Origin of the sequence: Microbacterium sp. RURRCA19A (assembly GCF_900156455.1) — a bacterium.
In the GTDB taxonomy this organism is placed as follows: domain Bacteria; phylum Actinomycetota; class Actinomycetes; order Actinomycetales; family Microbacteriaceae; genus Microbacterium.
This window is the reverse complement of sequence record NZ_FTNQ01000001.1, coordinates 671,488-687,431: the sequence shown is the minus strand read 5'-3', so window position 1 is coordinate 687,431 and position 15,944 is coordinate 671,488. Positions and strand designations below refer to the sequence as shown.

8 protein-coding genes and 3 rRNA genes are annotated in these 15,944 nt (G+C 64.0%); 10 read left to right on the top strand and 1 reads right to left on the bottom strand.

Going from position 1 to position 15,944, the window contains the following annotated elements:
- Positions 1-57: 57 nt before the first annotated feature.
- From pgi to BW982_RS03280, 4 genes are all read left to right on the top strand, one after another.
- Positions 58-1,737 carry a glucose-6-phosphate isomerase gene (gene pgi, locus BW982_RS03295; RefSeq protein WP_076490637.1) on the top strand — a complete coding sequence of 560 codons (1,680 nt, stop codon included), beginning with the start codon at positions 58-60 and terminating at the stop codon, positions 1,735-1,737.
- 407 nt (positions 1,738-2,144) lie between these two features.
- Positions 2,145-3,056: an aggregation-promoting factor C-terminal-like domain-containing protein gene (locus BW982_RS03290; protein ID WP_083696493.1), complete on the top strand. Its 912-nt coding sequence runs from the start codon at positions 2,145-2,147 to the stop codon at positions 3,054-3,056.
- Between the two features lie 88 nt (positions 3,057-3,144).
- Positions 3,145-3,720 carry a PadR family transcriptional regulator gene (locus BW982_RS03285; RefSeq protein WP_076490636.1) on the top strand — a complete coding sequence of 192 codons (576 nt, stop codon included), beginning with the start codon at positions 3,145-3,147 and terminating at the stop codon, positions 3,718-3,720.
- 50 nt (positions 3,721-3,770) lie between these two features.
- Positions 3,771-5,468, top strand: coding sequence for an ABC1 kinase family protein (locus tag BW982_RS03280; protein WP_076490635.1), 1,698 nt, complete (start codon positions 3,771-3,773; stop codon positions 5,466-5,468).
- Between the two features lie 60 nt (positions 5,469-5,528).
- Here the strand turns inward: BW982_RS03280 and BW982_RS03275 are convergent, their stop codons facing one another.
- A complete protein-coding gene (locus tag BW982_RS03275; protein WP_175611016.1) occupies positions 5,529-6,485 on the bottom strand; it encodes an aggregation-promoting factor C-terminal-like domain-containing protein in 957 nt (318 codons plus the stop codon).
- A 475-nt stretch (positions 6,486-6,960) separates the two neighbouring features.
- On the opposite strand from BW982_RS03275, the gene rpsA reads away from it, so the two are divergent.
- The 6 genes from rpsA (at position 6,961) to BW982_RS03250 (ending at position 15,907) form a co-directional block, all read left to right on the top strand.
- Positions 6,961-8,415, top strand: coding sequence for a 30S ribosomal protein S1 (rpsA, locus tag BW982_RS03270; protein ID WP_076490634.1), 1,455 nt, complete (start codon positions 6,961-6,963; stop codon positions 8,413-8,415).
- Positions 8,416-8,521: 106 nt separating this feature from the next.
- Positions 8,522-8,695, top strand: a complete 174-nt coding sequence (locus BW982_RS18095) for a hypothetical protein (protein ID WP_175611015.1) — start codon at positions 8,522-8,524, stop codon at positions 8,693-8,695.
- Between the two features lie 575 nt (positions 8,696-9,270).
- A 16S ribosomal RNA gene (locus BW982_RS03265) occupies positions 9,271-10,792 on the top strand.
- A gap of 421 nt (positions 10,793-11,213) precedes the next feature.
- Positions 11,214-14,325 (top strand): 23S ribosomal RNA (locus tag BW982_RS03260).
- Between the two features lie 101 nt (positions 14,326-14,426).
- Positions 14,427-14,543 (top strand): 5S ribosomal RNA (gene rrf / locus BW982_RS03255).
- The 16S, 23S and 5S rRNA genes sit together here, the layout of an rRNA operon.
- A 155-nt stretch (positions 14,544-14,698) precedes the next feature.
- Positions 14,699-15,907 carry an MFS transporter gene (locus BW982_RS03250; RefSeq protein WP_076490633.1) on the top strand — a complete coding sequence of 403 codons (1,209 nt, stop codon included), beginning with the start codon at positions 14,699-14,701 and terminating at the stop codon, positions 15,905-15,907.
- The last annotated feature ends 37 nt before the right edge of the window (positions 15,908-15,944 follow it).

Below are 15,944 nucleotides of genomic sequence, written 5' to 3'. Positions count from 1 at the left end.
CCCGCTGCGTTCGTCATTCGGCCCTTCGTCATGCCCGAGGGTCGCTAGCGTGGGGATGTGACTGCTCCCGTTGACCCCACCACCACGTCCGCCTGGACCCGCCTCACGGCTCTTCGCGAGGGATTCGACCCCGATCTGCGCGGATGGTTCGCCGCAGACTCCGGCCGCGTCGAGAGCCTCACGCGCACCGTGGGCGATCTGCACGTCGATCTCTCGAAGAACCTCGTGACGCCCGAGATCCTCGAGGCCCTCGTCGCGCTCGCCGAAGAGACCGGTGTCCGTGAGCGATTCGCCGAGATGCTGAGCGGCGTCCACCTCAATACGTCCGAGGATCGCGCGGTCCTGCACACGGCGCTCCGCCGCCCGGCCGGCGCCACGCCCGCGCTCCACGTCGACGGGCAGGACGTCGACCACGACGTCCAGGCCGTCCTGGCGGCGATGTCCGAGTTCGCCGACCGCGTGCGCAGCGGTGAGTGGAAGGGCGTGACCGGGAAGAAGGTCACGCATGTCGTCAACATCGGCATCGGTGGATCCGACCTCGGCCCCGTGATGGTCTACGAGGCCCTGAAGCCTCTCGCGGACGCCGGCATCCAGGCGCGGTTCGTGAGCAACATCGACCCGACCGACATCGCCGAGAAGACCGCGGGTCTCGACCCTGAGACGACGCTCTTCATCGTCGCCTCGAAGACCTTCACGACTCTCGAGACCCTCACCAACGCCCGTCTCGCGCGGGACTGGCTGTGGGCCCGACTGGCCGAGGCGGGCGCGATCGACGACACCGACGCCGCGCGCGTCGACGCCGTCGCGCACCACTTCGTCGCCGTCTCCACGGCTCTCGACAAGGTGGAGGCCTTCGGCATCGACCCGACCAACGCGTTCGGTTTCTGGGACTGGGTCGGGGGACGCTACTCCGTCGACTCCGCGATCGGGCTGTCGCTCATGATCGCGTTCGGTCCGGCGGCCTTCCGTGAGCTGCTGAGCGGCTTCCACGCCGTGGACGTGCACGTGGCGTCGACGCCGATCGAGCGGAACGTGCCCGTTCTGATGGGTCTCCTCAACGTCTGGTACACCAACTTCCTCGGCGCGCAGTCGCACGCGGTGCTGCCGTACGCCCAGCAGCTGAGCCGCTTCGCCGCGTACCTCCAGCAGCTGACGATGGAGTCGAACGGCAAGTCCGTTCGGTGGGACGGTTCGCCGGTGACCACCGACACGGGTGAGATCTTCTGGGGTGAGCCCGGGACGAACGGGCAGCACGCCTTCTACCAGCTCATCCACCAGGGCACGCGGCTGATCCCGGCCGACTTCATCGCCTTCGTGAACCCCGCGTACCCTCTCGCCGACGGCGGTCGCGACGTGCACGGTCTGTTCCTGGCGAACTTCCTCGCGCAGACCAAGGCTCTGGCCTTCGGCAAGACCGCCGAAGAGGTCGAGGCCGAGGGCACGACCGGCGCTCTGGTCGCGGCGCGCACTTTCCCCGGCAACCGTCCGACCACGTCGATCTTCGCCCCGGCGCTCACCCCGTCGGTGCTCGGTCAGCTGATCGCGCTGTACGAGCACATCACGTTCACACAGGGCACGATCTGGGGCATCAACTCGTTCGATCAGTGGGGCGTCGAGCTCGGCAAGCAGCTCGCGCTGCAGATCGCCCCCGCGATCGAGGGCGACGACGAGGCTCTGTCGTCGCAGGATGCCTCGACGGCCGCGCTGCTGAACTACTACCGGGCCCACCGCGCCTGACCGGTATCCGGGACTCCGGACCGGGCGGACGGTTCCGGCCGCGTCACAGACGGGTCGATTCGCGAGGATTTTTCTCGCCGGGTCGACCCGTCTGGTCGTCGGGGATCACTCGACCGGTGTCGCGCCGGTCGTCGCGCGACCCGTACGCGAGCGGCGTCCGCGATAAATACCAGTTCAGCAGGGAATTCCGCGAGACCGATGGGCGCGCCGCCGAGCAGGGTCCTCGCCGCCGTCACCGCGCGACCGCATGCCCCCGTTCGAGACGGCGGCTTTCACGACCCTCCCAGGTAACGAATAGATAACGTCCAGAAGGGCCACTCACACTCGGGGACCTGTGCCGACCCGACGGCACGATCTCGCGCTCGTACCCGACGAGCCGCGCCCGATGACGAAAGACTCTTCACGTTTTGCTGCGTTCCGATCTCAAGCTCACCCATGTCCGCCGCGCACGCCGCACCCTCGCCACCGCCGCCACCTGCGCCGGCGTGGCGCTGGGGATCGTCACCCTGACGGGTGTCGCCGCCGCCGCGCCCGTCTCGCTGCCCGACGCCGCGGCATCCTCGTTCTCCGCGCCCGCCTTCCGTGCGGCGCAGTCCGTCGTCACGGCCCCCACGCTCGAGGGCGTGGTCGGTGACGCGGACGCCGCGCTCACCCGTGCTCAGACGACTCTGAAGGACGCGGCCACGGTCGAATCCGACATCCAGGCCGCCGGCCTTCCGCTCGCCGTCGGCGACGCGTCGGTGGACACGGCGGCGCTGCAGACCGCGACCGACCGGCTGTCCTCCTCGGATCTCCTCCCCGTCGTGCTCGTGCCGGCCCTGAGCCAGAACGCCAGCACGGAGGCTCAGCGCGTGGCGGAGCGGGTGGCGGTCCTGCGGGGGAGCCTGAACGACGCCGTGGCCGCCAAGGCCGCCGCGGACGCCGCGGCCGAAGCGCAGCGTCAGGCCGAGGCGGCCGCGGCGGCGGAGGCGCAGCGGCAGAAGGAAGCCGCGGAGGCTCTCGCTCGCGTGAACACGCCGGAGGGTGCGAAGGAGTTCGCCCAGTCCTACGCCGCCGATCAGTACGGCTGGGGCTCCGACCAGTTCTCGTGCCTGGTGTCGCTGTGGACGAAGGAGTCCGGATGGAACTACCAGGCCTACAACCCGAGCGGGGCCACGGGTATCCCTCAGTCGCTGCCGGGGAGCAAGATGGCCACGTTCGGTGACGACTGGCAGACCAACGCGGCGACCCAGATCAAGTGGGGCCTCGACTACATCTCCCGCGGCTACGGAACCCCGTGCAGCGCGTGGAGCCACTCGCAGGCGACCGACTGGTATTGATCGCGAACTCCCAGCCCGAACCCTCCCCAGCGATATATCGTTATATATCGCCGGGCTCATCCGGAGCCCCGCTTTTCGGGAGGTCATCATGAGTGGTTCGTTCCTGGGCGACGCCTTCGGCGCTCGCGGTACCGCCGGCCAGGGCTGGCCGATGTCGAACATCCTCGACGCGATGGAGCAGCTCCGCGCGCAGTTCGAGCAGAAGACGTCGGGCGGTTCGCGGATGAACAAGGGCGACGTGCGCTCCGCCGTGCTGTCGCTGCTGCTGGAGCAGCCCATGCACGGCTACCAGATCATCCGTGAGATCGAGGAGCGCAGCGGCGGCTCGTGGAAGCCGAGCCCCGGCTCGGTGTACCCCACTCTCCAGTTGCTGACGGACGAGGGCCTGGTGCGCGCCGAGGAGTCGGGCGGCCGCAAGACGTATTCGCTCACCGACGAGGGGCGCGCCGCCGCCGGCGACGAGACCACCGAGCGCACCGCGCCATGGGAATCGGCGACCACGCGTGACAGCGGCCGGATGACGGCGTTGCCCAAGGCCGGTGTCGAGCTGGCCCAGGCGGCTGCTCAGGTGGCCCGCACGGGCGACAAGGAGCAGGTCGCGCAGGCGGTCGAGATCCTCGACGAGGCCCGCCGTAAGCTCTACTCCATCCTCGCCCAGAGCTGAGGGTGCCCGAGCCCGACGGTTCGTGGGGGCATCGGCATCCCGGAGATCCGATGACCGACGACGCCCTCATGCGCGCCCGCTACCGGCGCATCACGCGGTTCGCCGCGCGCTACCTCGTCCAGGCGTGGTGGTACGAGCTGTTCCTGCCGCGGCTCGGCCTCGAGCGGATCTCCGCCCGGGGCCGGACGCGCCGGCTCCAGATCATCGCGCGGCGCTTCCACGCGCTGGCGATCGATCTCGGCGGTCTGATGATCAAGGTCGGACAGTTCATGTCGTCGCGCCTCGACGTCCTGCCGCCCATCATCACGAAAGAGCTCGAGGGGCTGCAGGACGAAGTCCCCTCGGTGCCGTTCGCCCAGATGCGGGCGCGCGCCGAGGAAGAACTCGGGATGCCGTTGGCGAGGGCCTTCGCATCGATCGACGAGCGGCCGCTCGCGGCGGCGTCGCTCGGGCAGGCGCATCGCGCCGTCCTCACCGATGCGCTGGCCGACGACACCGGGCTGCGCGATGTGGTGGTGAAGATCCAGCGCCCCGGCATCGACCGGATCGTCGACGTCGATCTGCGGGCGCTCCGCAAGGTCGGCGGGTGGCTGAGTCGGGTGGCTCTGGTCCGCGACCGTGTCGACATGCCCGCGCTCGTCGAGGAGTTCGCCGCCACGAGCCTGGAGGAGATCGACTACCTCCACGAGGCGGCGAGCTCCGAACGCTTCGCCGAGGACTTCGGCGGCGAAGGAGGGGTGGCCGTACCCGAGGTCGTCTGGGAACGGACCACGCGGCGATTGCTGACCCTGCAGGACGTCACCGCGATCAAGATCAACGACGTCGCGGCGCTCCGCGCGGCGGGCATCGATCCGTCCGAGGTCGCGGCGAGGTTCGCCGCCGTCATGTTCGACCAGCTGTTCGACGACGGCTTCTTCCACGCCGATCCGCACCCGGGCAATGTCTTCGTGACCCCGCTCCCCGGATCCACGGATACCGGCTCCCCGGCCTGGCGGTTCACCTTCATCGATTTCGGGATGATGGGGGAGGTTCCCCCGAACCTTCGTCGGGGTCTGCGGCGCGTGCTGATCGCCGCGGCGTCGCGCGACGGCAAGGGCCTCGTCGACGGCATCCGCGATGTGGGTGTGCTGCTCCCGTCGGCGGACACGATCGCCCTCGAGCGGGCGATGACGCAGCTCTTCTCGCGCTTCGGTGGAATGGGTTTCGCCGAGCTGCAGGAGGTCGATCCTCGGGAGTTCCGCGCCTTCGCGGTGGAGTTCGGGGACGTGGTCCGGGCGCTCCCGTTCCAGTTGCCCGAGAACTTCCTGCTCATCGTCCGGGCGATGTCCCTCACGAGCGGGATGTGCAGCGCGTTGGACCCGGCCTTCAACATCTGGGATGCCGTCGAGCCCTACGCGCAGCGACTCATCCGCGAGGAGAGCGGCAACACCGTCCAAGCGCTCGCGCGCGAGGCCGCCTCGGTCGCCGCGCTGACTGCTCGCCTTCCGCGTCGGCTCGACGCGCTCATCTCGCGGGTCGAGGAGGGCGGTGTCTCCGCGCAGGTCCCGCGGGTCGAGCGTCGCCTGCGCGACCTCGAGCGGATGATCCGTCGGGTCGTCTCCGCGGTCCTCTTCACGGGGCTCCTCGTGGGCGGCATCCTCCTGCACGCGGAACAGGCCGTCTTCGGCACGATTCTGATGGTCTTGTCGATCGGTCCGCTGTCCCACGCGCTGCTCGCGGGGATGATCGCGCGCCGAGCGGGCCGCTGACCGAACCACGAAGCGCCGTGCCGGATCATTCCGGCACGGCGCTTCGTGATTCTTCGGGGGTCAGTACCAGCCGGTGGACTGCGAGTGGCCCCAGGCGCCGCACGGGTCGCCGTAGCGGCCCGAGATGTAGCCGAGACCCCAGGAGATCTGGGTGGCGGCGTTGGTCTCCCAGTCGGCGCCGGCCGAGCCCATCTTGCTGCCGGGGAGGGCCTGCGGGATGCCGTAGGCGCCGCTTCCGGCGTTATACGCGCGGACGTTCCAGCCGGATTCCTTGTTCCACAGCGATACGAGGCACGAGAACTGGTCGTCGCCCCACCCGAAGCCGGCGAGCATGCCGCGGGCGGTCGCCTGCGCGCCGCCGACGCTGTTGTCGCCCGAGCCTCCGCCGGAGGTGACGATCGGCGCCGAAGCACTCGACGACGACGCCGCAGCGGCCTCCTGTTCGGCCTTCGCCTGCGCGGCGGCCTCGGCCTCTTGGCGCGCCTTCTCGGCGGCTTCTTCCGCCTGCTTCTCGGCCACGGCGGCGTCGAGGGCGCCCCGCAGTGCGGCGACGCGTTCGCTGACCGTGGAGGTCGCGGCGGTCACGCGATCCGTGAGCTCCGGAAGGAACGTCGCGGGGAGCGTCTCGGCGTCCGTGAGTCGCCGGGTCGCGGCGGTGAGTTCGGTGGTGTCGACGCTCGCGGGCCGGCCGATGTCCAGTCCGGATGCCGCGATGTCGTTCTGCACCGCGGTGGCGGCATCGGAGACGGTGCCGGCGGCGGTCACCGCGGCGCGCGCGGCGACGGCCTCGGGAGCCGCGGCCTCGCTGGGCGCGGAGAAGCTCGCGAGACGGAAGGAGGCCGACGACAGGTCGCCGGCGGGGGCGGCGGATGCCACGGGAGCGGTGCCCGTGAGGGCCACGGTGGCGAGCACTCCGACGGCGAGGACGCCGGCGGTCAGTGCGGGGCGGCGTCGTGTCCGGCGGGAGGCCAGACGACGGTCGCGGCGGTTGGGGGAGGGCGTCGAATCAGAGCGCATAAAACCGGTTTCGTGTCGGGAGGACGGCGCGGGTATCGCACGTCCGGTCCGCGGGAAGCGGGCACGAAACGGGGAGCCTGGCACGCCAGTCTGGACGGAACCTGGGCGGTGAGGCATTTCCGGGGGCAGGAAAAGGGCTGATCCGTGACCTTTCCGCCGCCGGGACGGAACCACCGCGGAGGAGTTCTGACCCCGATCGGCTCCGACGGCGACGACGGGCTCGGCGGGCTGATCCGGGAGCGCGGCGTCGCCCCGCGAACAGGCCCCTGATTCTGGTAACCTCGAGTGTCACTCGTGTGGCTCGTTCCGCACGCCTGGGCTCCGGCCCAGTGGCATCGCACGAAAAAACTCCGCTTCGCTTCGGCTCGCGGCATCCGTTCGCCCTCGGGCGGGGGTGCCCCGGCCGGCGGGATCCTCCCGGGTCGCGTCGTAAGAGTCGAAGCCCGACACCAATCCAACTAGGACAACCCACTACATGACTACCGCAACGACCGCCCCGGCCATCAAGCAGGTCGCGATCAACGACATCGGCTCTGCTGAAGACTTCCTGGCCGCGGTCGAAAAGACCCTGAAGTTCTTCAACGACGGCGACCTCATCGAGGGCACCGTGGTGAAGATCGACCGCGACGAGGTCCTCCTCGACGTCGGTTACAAGACCGAGGGTGTCATCCCCTCGCGTGAGCTTTCGATCAAGCACGACGTCGACCCGAACGAGGTCGTCAACGTCGGCGATCACGTCGAGGCCCTCGTTCTCCAGAAGGAGGACAAGGAAGGCCGTCTGATCCTGTCCAAGAAGCGCGCACAGTACGAGCGCGCGTGGGGCGACGTCGAGAAGATCAAGGAGAACGACGGTGTGGTCACCGGCTCCGTGATCGAGGTCGTCAAGGGCGGTCTCATCGTCGACATCGGTCTCCGTGGCTTCCTGCCGGCTTCGCTCATCGAGCTCCGCCGTGTCCGCGACCTCACGCCGTACCTCGGCCAGGAGATCGAGGCGAAGATCCTCGAACTCGACAAGAACCGCAACAACGTCGTGCTCTCGCGCCGCGCCCTGCTCGAGCAGACGCAGTCCGAGTCGCGCACCACGTTCCTCAACAACCTCCACAAGGGTCAGGTCCGCAAGGGCACGGTCTCGTCGATCGTCAACTTCGGTGCGTTCGTCGACCTGGGCGGCGTGGACGGTCTCGTCCACGTCTCCGAGCTCTCCTGGAAGCACATCGAGCACGCCTCCGAGGTCGTCGAGGTGGGCCAGGAGGTCACCGTCGAGATCCTCGAGGTCGACCTCGACCGCGAGCGCGTGTCGCTCTCGCTCAAGGCCACCCAGGAAGACCCGTGGCAGGTGTTCGCCCGTACCCACGCGATCGGTCAGATCGCTCCGGGCAAGGTCACCAAGCTCGTTCCGTTCGGTGCCTTCGTCCGTGTGGCGGACGGCATCGAGGGCCTCGTGCACATCTCCGAGCTGTCGGGCAAGCACGTCGAGCTCGCCGAGCAGGTCGTGTCGGTCGGCGAAGAGGTCTTCGTCAAGATCATCGACATCGATCTCGAGCGTCGCCGCATCTCGCTGTCGCTCAAGCAGGCCAACGAGTCGGTCGACCCCAACGGCACCGAGTTCGACCCTGCCCTGTACGGCATGGTCACGGAGTACGACGAGCGTGGCGAGTACAAGTACCCCGAGGGCTTCGACCCCGAGTCGGGTGCCTGGCTCGAGGGCTTCGACACCCAGCGCGAGGCGTGGGAGCAGGAGTACGCCGCTGCACAGGGTCGTTGGGAGGCTCACAAGGCCGCCGTCGCCAAGGCCCTCGAGGCCGAGGCTGCCAACCCGATCGACTCGGGTTCGTTCGGTGGATCCTTCTCGTCCGAGTCGCCCGCCCAGGGCACCCTCGCGGACGACGAGTCCCTCGCCGCACTGCGGGAGAAGCTCAGCGGTCGCTGATCCTCTCGTCCTCACCGAAGGCCGGTACCTCTGCGGAGGTGCCGGCCTTCGGTCGTTCTTGCGCAAGCCCCCCTCACCCGACGCCTGTCTTCTGGATGATGAGGGCATGATGTCGCGACTCCCGCTCCTCCTCGCTCTCGCCGGCTCCGCCGTGCTCTTCCTCGCGATCGCGTTCGTATACGTGCTGGTCTTCGGGGTGATCTTCTTCGGTGGCATCGAGTTCACCGGGGGATCGATGGATGCCGCGGCCCCGCAGGCGTCGATCCCCTCGCGAATCTGACCCTCAGGAGGGCCAGACGGCCGCGTGCGGCTCGAACGCCGTAGTTCCGCGTTTTTCCGCGGATTCTGGGGTGCGACACGCCCGGGGTGCGGTGTGGATTGGACGGGTGGGCCGGATCCGCGTAACTTATTACTTGTTCGCCCCACAGGGGAGAGCGGAGCGGCCGGAAGGCCCCGCGTCCTCTCAAGCGGTGAACAACCCAGATCAGAACTTGCAAGCTTCGGCTTGAAGGTCTAACATCGGATTCTGCCACTCGGCGCTTGTCTTCCATGACCGAATCCTCGGATTCTCGTGTGATTTGTAGCGCGGTGGCACATATAGAAGTGAACTGCCTCACGGTTACGGTCTAGGGACTGGTTCTGTGGGTGCGTCCGTTCCTTGAGAACTCAACAGCGTGCACTTGTCAAATGCCAATTTATTCCTCGTCGGTCCGTTTTTCGGATTGCGAGAAATTCCTTTGGATCAAAGTCCAACTCTTTCGGGGGTTGGCATCTGGATAGTCAGTTTTGACTTCCTGTTTGGTCAGATTGAACTCGCTTGTCCCGACTTTATTCCGGTTGGGTGGGCATTTTTCTTTTACGGAGAGTTTGATCCTGGCTCAGGATGAACGCTGGCGGCGTGCTTAACACATGCAAGTCGAACGGTGAAGCCAAGCTTGCTTGGTGGATCAGTGGCGAACGGGTGAGTAACACGTGAGCAACCTGCCCTGGACTCTGGGATAAGCGCTGGAAACGGCGTCTAATACTGGATATGAGCCTCTTCCGCATGGTGGGGGTTGGAAAGATTTTTCGGTCTGGGATGGGCTCGCGGCCTATCAGCTTGTTGGTGAGGTAATGGCTCACCAAGGCGTCGACGGGTAGCCGGCCTGAGAGGGTGACCGGCCACACTGGGACTGAGACACGGCCCAGACTCCTACGGGAGGCAGCAGTGGGGAATATTGCACAATGGGCGGAAGCCTGATGCAGCAACGCCGCGTGAGGGATGACGGCCTTCGGGTTGTAAACCTCTTTTAGCAGGGAAGAAGCGAGAGTGACGGTACCTGCAGAAAAAGCGCCGGCTAACTACGTGCCAGCAGCCGCGGTAATACGTAGGGCGCAAGCGTTATCCGGAATTATTGGGCGTAAAGAGCTCGTAGGCGGTTTGTCGCGTCTGCTGTGAAATCCCGAGGCTCAACCTCGGGCCTGCAGTGGGTACGGGCAGACTAGAGTGCGGTAGGGGAGATTGGAATTCCTGGTGTAGCGGTGGAATGCGCAGATATCAGGAGGAACACCGATGGCGAAGGCAGATCTCTGGGCCGTAACTGACGCTGAGGAGCGAAAGGGTGGGGAGCAAACAGGCTTAGATACCCTGGTAGTCCACCCCGTAAACGTTGGGAACTAGTTGTGGGGACCATTCCACGGTTTCCGTGACGCAGCTAACGCATTAAGTTCCCCGCCTGGGGAGTACGGCCGCAAGGCTAAAACTCAAAGGAATTGACGGGGACCCGCACAAGCGGCGGAGCATGCGGATTAATTCGATGCAACGCGAAGAACCTTACCAAGGCTTGACATACACCAGAACACCGTAGAAATACGGGACTCTTTGGACACTGGTGAACAGGTGGTGCATGGTTGTCGTCAGCTCGTGTCGTGAGATGTTGGGTTAAGTCCCGCAACGAGCGCAACCCTCGTTCTATGTTGCCAGCACGTAATGGTGGGAACTCATGGGATACTGCCGGGGTCAACTCGGAGGAAGGTGGGGATGACGTCAAATCATCATGCCCCTTATGTCTTGGGCTTCACGCATGCTACAATGGCCGGTACAAAGGGCTGCAATACCGTGAGGTGGAGCGAATCCCAAAAAGCCGGTCCCAGTTCGGATTGAGGTCTGCAACTCGACCTCATGAAGTCGGAGTCGCTAGTAATCGCAGATCAGCAACGCTGCGGTGAATACGTTCCCGGGTCTTGTACACACCGCCCGTCAAGTCATGAAAGTCGGTAACACCTGAAGCCGGTGGCCCAACCCTTGTGGAGGGAGCCGTCGAAGGTGGGATCGGTAATTAGGACTAAGTCGTAACAAGGTAGCCGTACCGGAAGGTGCGGCTGGATCACCTCCTTTCTAAGGAGCATCTGGCATCCGGGGTTTTCGAATCGTGGGTGTCCAGGCGCCGGATCAGACCGAATGTGTCTGCCGGTTAGCTCATGGGTGGAACATTTGATGGGGTGTCGGGGACGAGGTTTCCGGGTTTAGTACGTGGTTTTCCACTGGAACGGTTCGGGTCGGAGTTTCTGATACATGCACGCTGTTGGGTCCTGAGGGGCCGGGCGCTGATTGCGGGTCTTTGGGCTTGTGGTTGGTGGCTGTTCCTCGTGGGCCTCTTCTTGCGCTTGCCGGTTGGTGGGTGTGGGGGAGGGGTACCGCCCGTACTTTGAGAACTACACAGTGGACGCGAGCATCTTCCATGCAACCTTTCGGGGTTGTGTGGTGTAGATGATCTTAAAGATCATTAGTCAATTTTTTGACGATTCAACTCATGTGATTTCAAGTCTTTAAGAGCAAACGGTGGATGCCTTGGCATCTGGAGCCGAAGAAGGACGTAGCAATCTGCGATAAGCCTCGGGGAACTGATAAGCGAGTTTTGATCCGAGGGTGTCCGAATGGGGAAACCCCGCCAGGGCGCGTGCGTACCTGGTGACTCCCGCCTGAATATATAGGGCGGGTAGAGGGAACGTGGGGAAGTGAAACATCTCAGTACCCACAGGAAGAGAAAGCAACAGCGATTCCGTGAGTAGTGGCGAGCGAAACCGGAAGAGGCTAAACCTAGCGTGTGTGATAGCCGGCAGGCGTTGCATGTTGGGGGTTGTGGGACTTTTCTGATTGTTCTGCCGAGCAGTCGACGTGACAAGAGGGTATAGACGAACGGTTTTGAATGGCCGGTCATAGAGGGTGCGAACCCCGTAGTCGAAATGCCTGTTCTTGGCGTGAAGAGTATCCCAAGTAGCACGGGGCCCGAGAAATCCCGTGTGAATCTGTCAGGACCACCTGATAAGCCTAAATACTCCCAGATGACCGATAGCGGACAAGTACCGTGAGGGAAAGGTGAAAAGTACCCCGGGAGGGGAGTGAAATAGTACCTGAAACCGTTTGCTTACAAACCGTTGGAGCACCCCTGGTAGGTGTGACAGCGTGCCTTTTGAAGAATGAGCCTGCGAGTTAGCGATACGTGGCGAGGTTAACCCGTGTGGGGTAGCCGTAGCGAAAGCGAGTCTGAATAGGGCGATTCAGTCGCGTGTCCTAGACCCGAAGCGAAGTGATCTATCCATGGCCAGGTTGAAGCGACGGTAAGACGTCGTGGAGGACCGAACCCACTTAGGTTGAAAACTGAGGGGATGAGCTGTGGATAGGGGTGAAAGGCCAATCAAACTTCGTGATAGCTGGTTCTCTCCGAAATGCATTTAGGTGCAGCGTTGCGTGTTTCTTGCCGGAGGTAGAGCTACTGGATGGCCGATGGGCCCTACAAGGTTACTGACGTCAGCCAAACTCCGAATGCCGGTAAGTGAGAGCGCAGCAGTGAGACTGTGGGGGATAAGCTTCATAGTCGAGAGGGAAACAACCCAGACCACCATCTAAGGTCCCTAAGCGCGTGCTAAGTGGGAAAGGATGTGGAGTTGCTTAGACAACCAGGAGGTTGGCTTAGAAGCAGCCACCCTTGAAAGAGTGCGTAATAGCTCACTGGTCAAGTGATTCCGCGCCGACAATGTAACGGGGCTCAAGCACGCCACCGAAGTTGTGGCATTGACATTTTTGGTAGGCCTTCGTGGTCCAGCCGTGTTGATGGGTAGGAGAGCGTCGTGTCGCGAGTGAAGCGGCGGGGTGACCCAGCCGTGGACGCGACACGAGTGAGAATGCAGGCATGAGTAGCGAAAGACGTGTGAGAAACACGTCCTCCGAAAGACCAAGGGTTCCAGGGTCAAGCTAATCTTCCCTGGGTAAGTCGGGACCTAAGGCGAGGCCGACAGGCGTAGTCGATGGACAACGGGTTGATATTCCCGTACCGGCGAAGAACCGCCCAAGCTAATCCAGTGGTGCTAAGAGTCCTAGCTCAGAATTTTCCGGATCCCTTCGGGGTGATGGTTGTCTGTGTGAACGCTCGACCCCATGCTGGTGCGGCTAGCGTATTAACAGGTGTGACGCAGGAAGGTAGCCCAAGCCAGGCGATGGTAGTCCTGGTGCAAGTGCGTAGGCCGAGTGATAGGCAAATCCGTCACTCTTACAGGCTGAGACACGATGCGGATAAAAAGTGGGTGATCCTATGCTGCCGAGAAAAGCATCGACGCGAGGTTCTAGCTGCCCGTACCCCAAACCGACTCAGGTGGTCAGGTAGAGAATACCAAGGAGATCGAGAGAATCGTGGTTAAGGAACTCGGCAAAATGCCCCCGTAACTTCGGGAGAAGGGGGGCCATCCACTTATTAGGACTTGCTCCGAAAGGGTGTGGTGGCCGCAGAGACTAGTGGGTAGCGACTGTTTACTAAAAACACAGGTCCGTGCCAAGTCGCAAGACGATGTATACGGACTGACGCCTGCCCGGTGCTGGAAGGTTAAGAGGACCGGTTAGCCGCAAGGCGAAGCTGAGAATTTAAGCCCCAGTAAACGGCGGTGGTAACTATAACCATCCTAAGGTAGCGAAATTCCTTGTCGGGTAAGTTCCGACCTGCACGAATGGCGTAACGACTTCCCAACTGTCTCAACCGCGAACTCGGCGAAATTGCATTACGAGTAAAGATGCTCGTTACGCGCAGCAGGACGGAAAGACCCCGTGACCTTTACTACAGCTTGGTATTGGTGTTCGGTGTGGCTTGTGTAGGATAGGTGGGAGACTGTGAAGCGGACACGCCAGTGTTCGTGGAGTCATTGTTGAAATACCACTCTGGTCACTCTGGATATCTAACTTAGGACCGTGATCCGGTTCAGGGACAGTGCCTGGTGGGTAGTTTAACTGGGGCGGTTGCCTCCCAAAATGTAACGGAGGCGCCCAAAGGTTCCCTCAACCTGGTTGGCAATCAGGTGGCGAGTGTAAGTGCACAAGGGAGCTTGACTGTGAGACTGACAGGTCGAGCAGGGACGAAAGTCGGGACTAGTGATCCGGCAGTGGCTTGTGGAAGCGCTGTCGCTCAACGGATAAAAGGTACCTCGGGGATAACAGGCTGATCTTGCCCAAGAGTCCATATCGACGGCATGGTTTGGCACCTCGATGTCGGCTCGTCGCATCCTGGGGCTGGAGTAGGTCCCAAGGGTTGGGCTGTTCGCCCATTAAAGCGGTACGCGAGCTGGGTTTAGAACGTCGTGAGACAGTTCGGTCCCTATCCGCTGCGCGCGTAGGAAGTTTGAGAGGATCTGACCCTAGTACGAGAGGACCGGGTTGGACGAACCTCTGGTGTGTCAGTTGTTCCGCCAGGAGCACCGCTGATTAGCTACGTTCGGGATGGATAACCGCTGAAAGCATCTAAGCGGGAAGCCGGCCTCAAGATGAGACTTCCATACCATTTATGGTGAGAGGCTCCCAGCCAGACTACTGGGTTGATAGGCCGGATGTGGAAGCGTAGTAATACGTGAAGCTGACCGGTACTAATAAGCCGATGACTTGATAACACACCGTTTTTGGTGCTTGCGTCCACTGAGTGGTTCTCGATGTACGGTCGGGAACGCAACAATGACATGATCGTTGTTGGTTTTTGAAACATCAATAGTGTTTCGGCGGCCATAGCGAGAGGGAAACGCCCGGTTACATTCCGAACCCGGAAGCTAAGCCTCTCAGCGCCGATGGTACTGCAGGGGGGACCCTGTGGGAGAGTAGGACACCGCCGGACTTCTTCTAAGACGAAATGGCCACCCAACGCTGGGTGGCCATTTCGCATATACGGACACAATTCGTTGCTCCAGGCGTCGATCGAACCTCTTTCGAGGCGAGATCGACGCCTTTTGCGTTGGTGGGCGCCGTTCGAGCAACGGATAGGGTCGGTGCGTGAGTGGGTTTCAAGGACATGTACCTGGAAGCCGTGACTACCGCCGACTTCTCGTGGGGCTGTTCTTCGGGGGCGTGGCGACGTTCGCGCAGCTCTACGCGACGCAGGCCCTGCTCCCGCAGATCGCCGCGGACACCGGGAGCGACCCCGCGACGGCGGCGCTGACCGTTTCCGCCTCCACTCTCGGTCTGGCGGTGGCGGTCCTGCCGTGGTCGCTCGTCGCGGATCGGCTGGGCCGTGTCCCCGCCATGGCGTGGGGAGTGATCGCCGCGACCCTGTTGGGTGCGGCGGCGGCGTTCTCTCAGGACATCACCGTCCTCCTCGCGCTGCGTCTGCTCGAGGGAGCCTCCTTGGGGGCCGTGCCCGCGGTCGCACTCGCCTACCTGAGTGAAGAGGTCGCCCCACGACATGTCGCTGCGGCGGCGGGGGCCTACATCGCGGGTACGACCGTGGGAGGCCTCAGCGGGCGGCTCGTCTCGGGCCCGATCGGTGAGGTCGCGGGATGGCGGTGGGGCGTGGCATCCGTGATTCTTCTGTGCGCGGTCGCGGCCGCGATATTCCTGCTCCTCGTCCCCGCCGCGCGCGGGTTCGTTCCGGGCCGGATGCGTGCCCGTCCGGGACAGTCGGTGATGTCGCGTCTGCGCGTCAACCTCCGGTCGCCGACCCAGTTGGCGCTCTACGCGCAAGGATTCCTGCTGATGGGGGCCTTCGTGGCGGTGTACAACTACCTCGGGTTCCACCTCACCGAACCTCCGTTCGCGCTCTCGCCCGCGGTCGTGACGCTCCTCTTCCTGGCCTACCTGGCCGGGACCGTGTCCTCGCCTCGCGCGGGCGCCGTCGCCGTCCGGCGCGGACGCTTCCCGGTGCTCCTGGCCTCGGTCGCGATCACTGCGGTCGGTGCAGCGCTCATGGCGGTGCCGTCGACGATCGTGGTCATCGTGGGTCTCGTCGTGTTCACGGCGGGCTTCTTCGCCGCGCACTCGGTGGCATCCGGGTGGACGCCGGTCGCGGCGGAGCCGGACGCGCGTGCACAGGCATCCTCGTTGTACTACCTCGGCTACTACGGCGGGTCCAGCCTCTTCGGGTGGTTGCTCGGAGGGGTCTTCACGACGATCGGGTGGACGTGGTTCGTGGGCTCCGTGATCGCGATGTGCGCGATCGCCGCGATGCTCGCGTGGGCGGCACTGCGCCCGCCCCGCGTCTCGTGAGGCGAGGTTCGCGCGGATCCGGGTCAATCCCTCACCA

Coding starts and splice junctions, on each gene's coding strand:
- BW982_RS18095 (WP_175611015.1), top strand. CDS start 8,522: ATGATGTCGCGACTCCCGCTCCTCCTCGCTCTCGCCGGCTCCGCCGTG.
- BW982_RS03275 (WP_175611016.1), bottom strand. CDS start 6,485: ATGCGCTCTGATTCGACGCCCTCCCCCAACCGCCGCGACCGTCGTCTG.
- BW982_RS03285 (WP_076490636.1), top strand. CDS start 3,145: ATGAGTGGTTCGTTCCTGGGCGACGCCTTCGGCGCTCGCGGTACCGCC.
- BW982_RS03280 (WP_076490635.1), top strand. CDS start 3,771: ATGACCGACGACGCCCTCATGCGCGCCCGCTACCGGCGCATCACGCGG.
- rpsA (WP_076490634.1), top strand. CDS start 6,961: ATGACTACCGCAACGACCGCCCCGGCCATCAAGCAGGTCGCGATCAAC.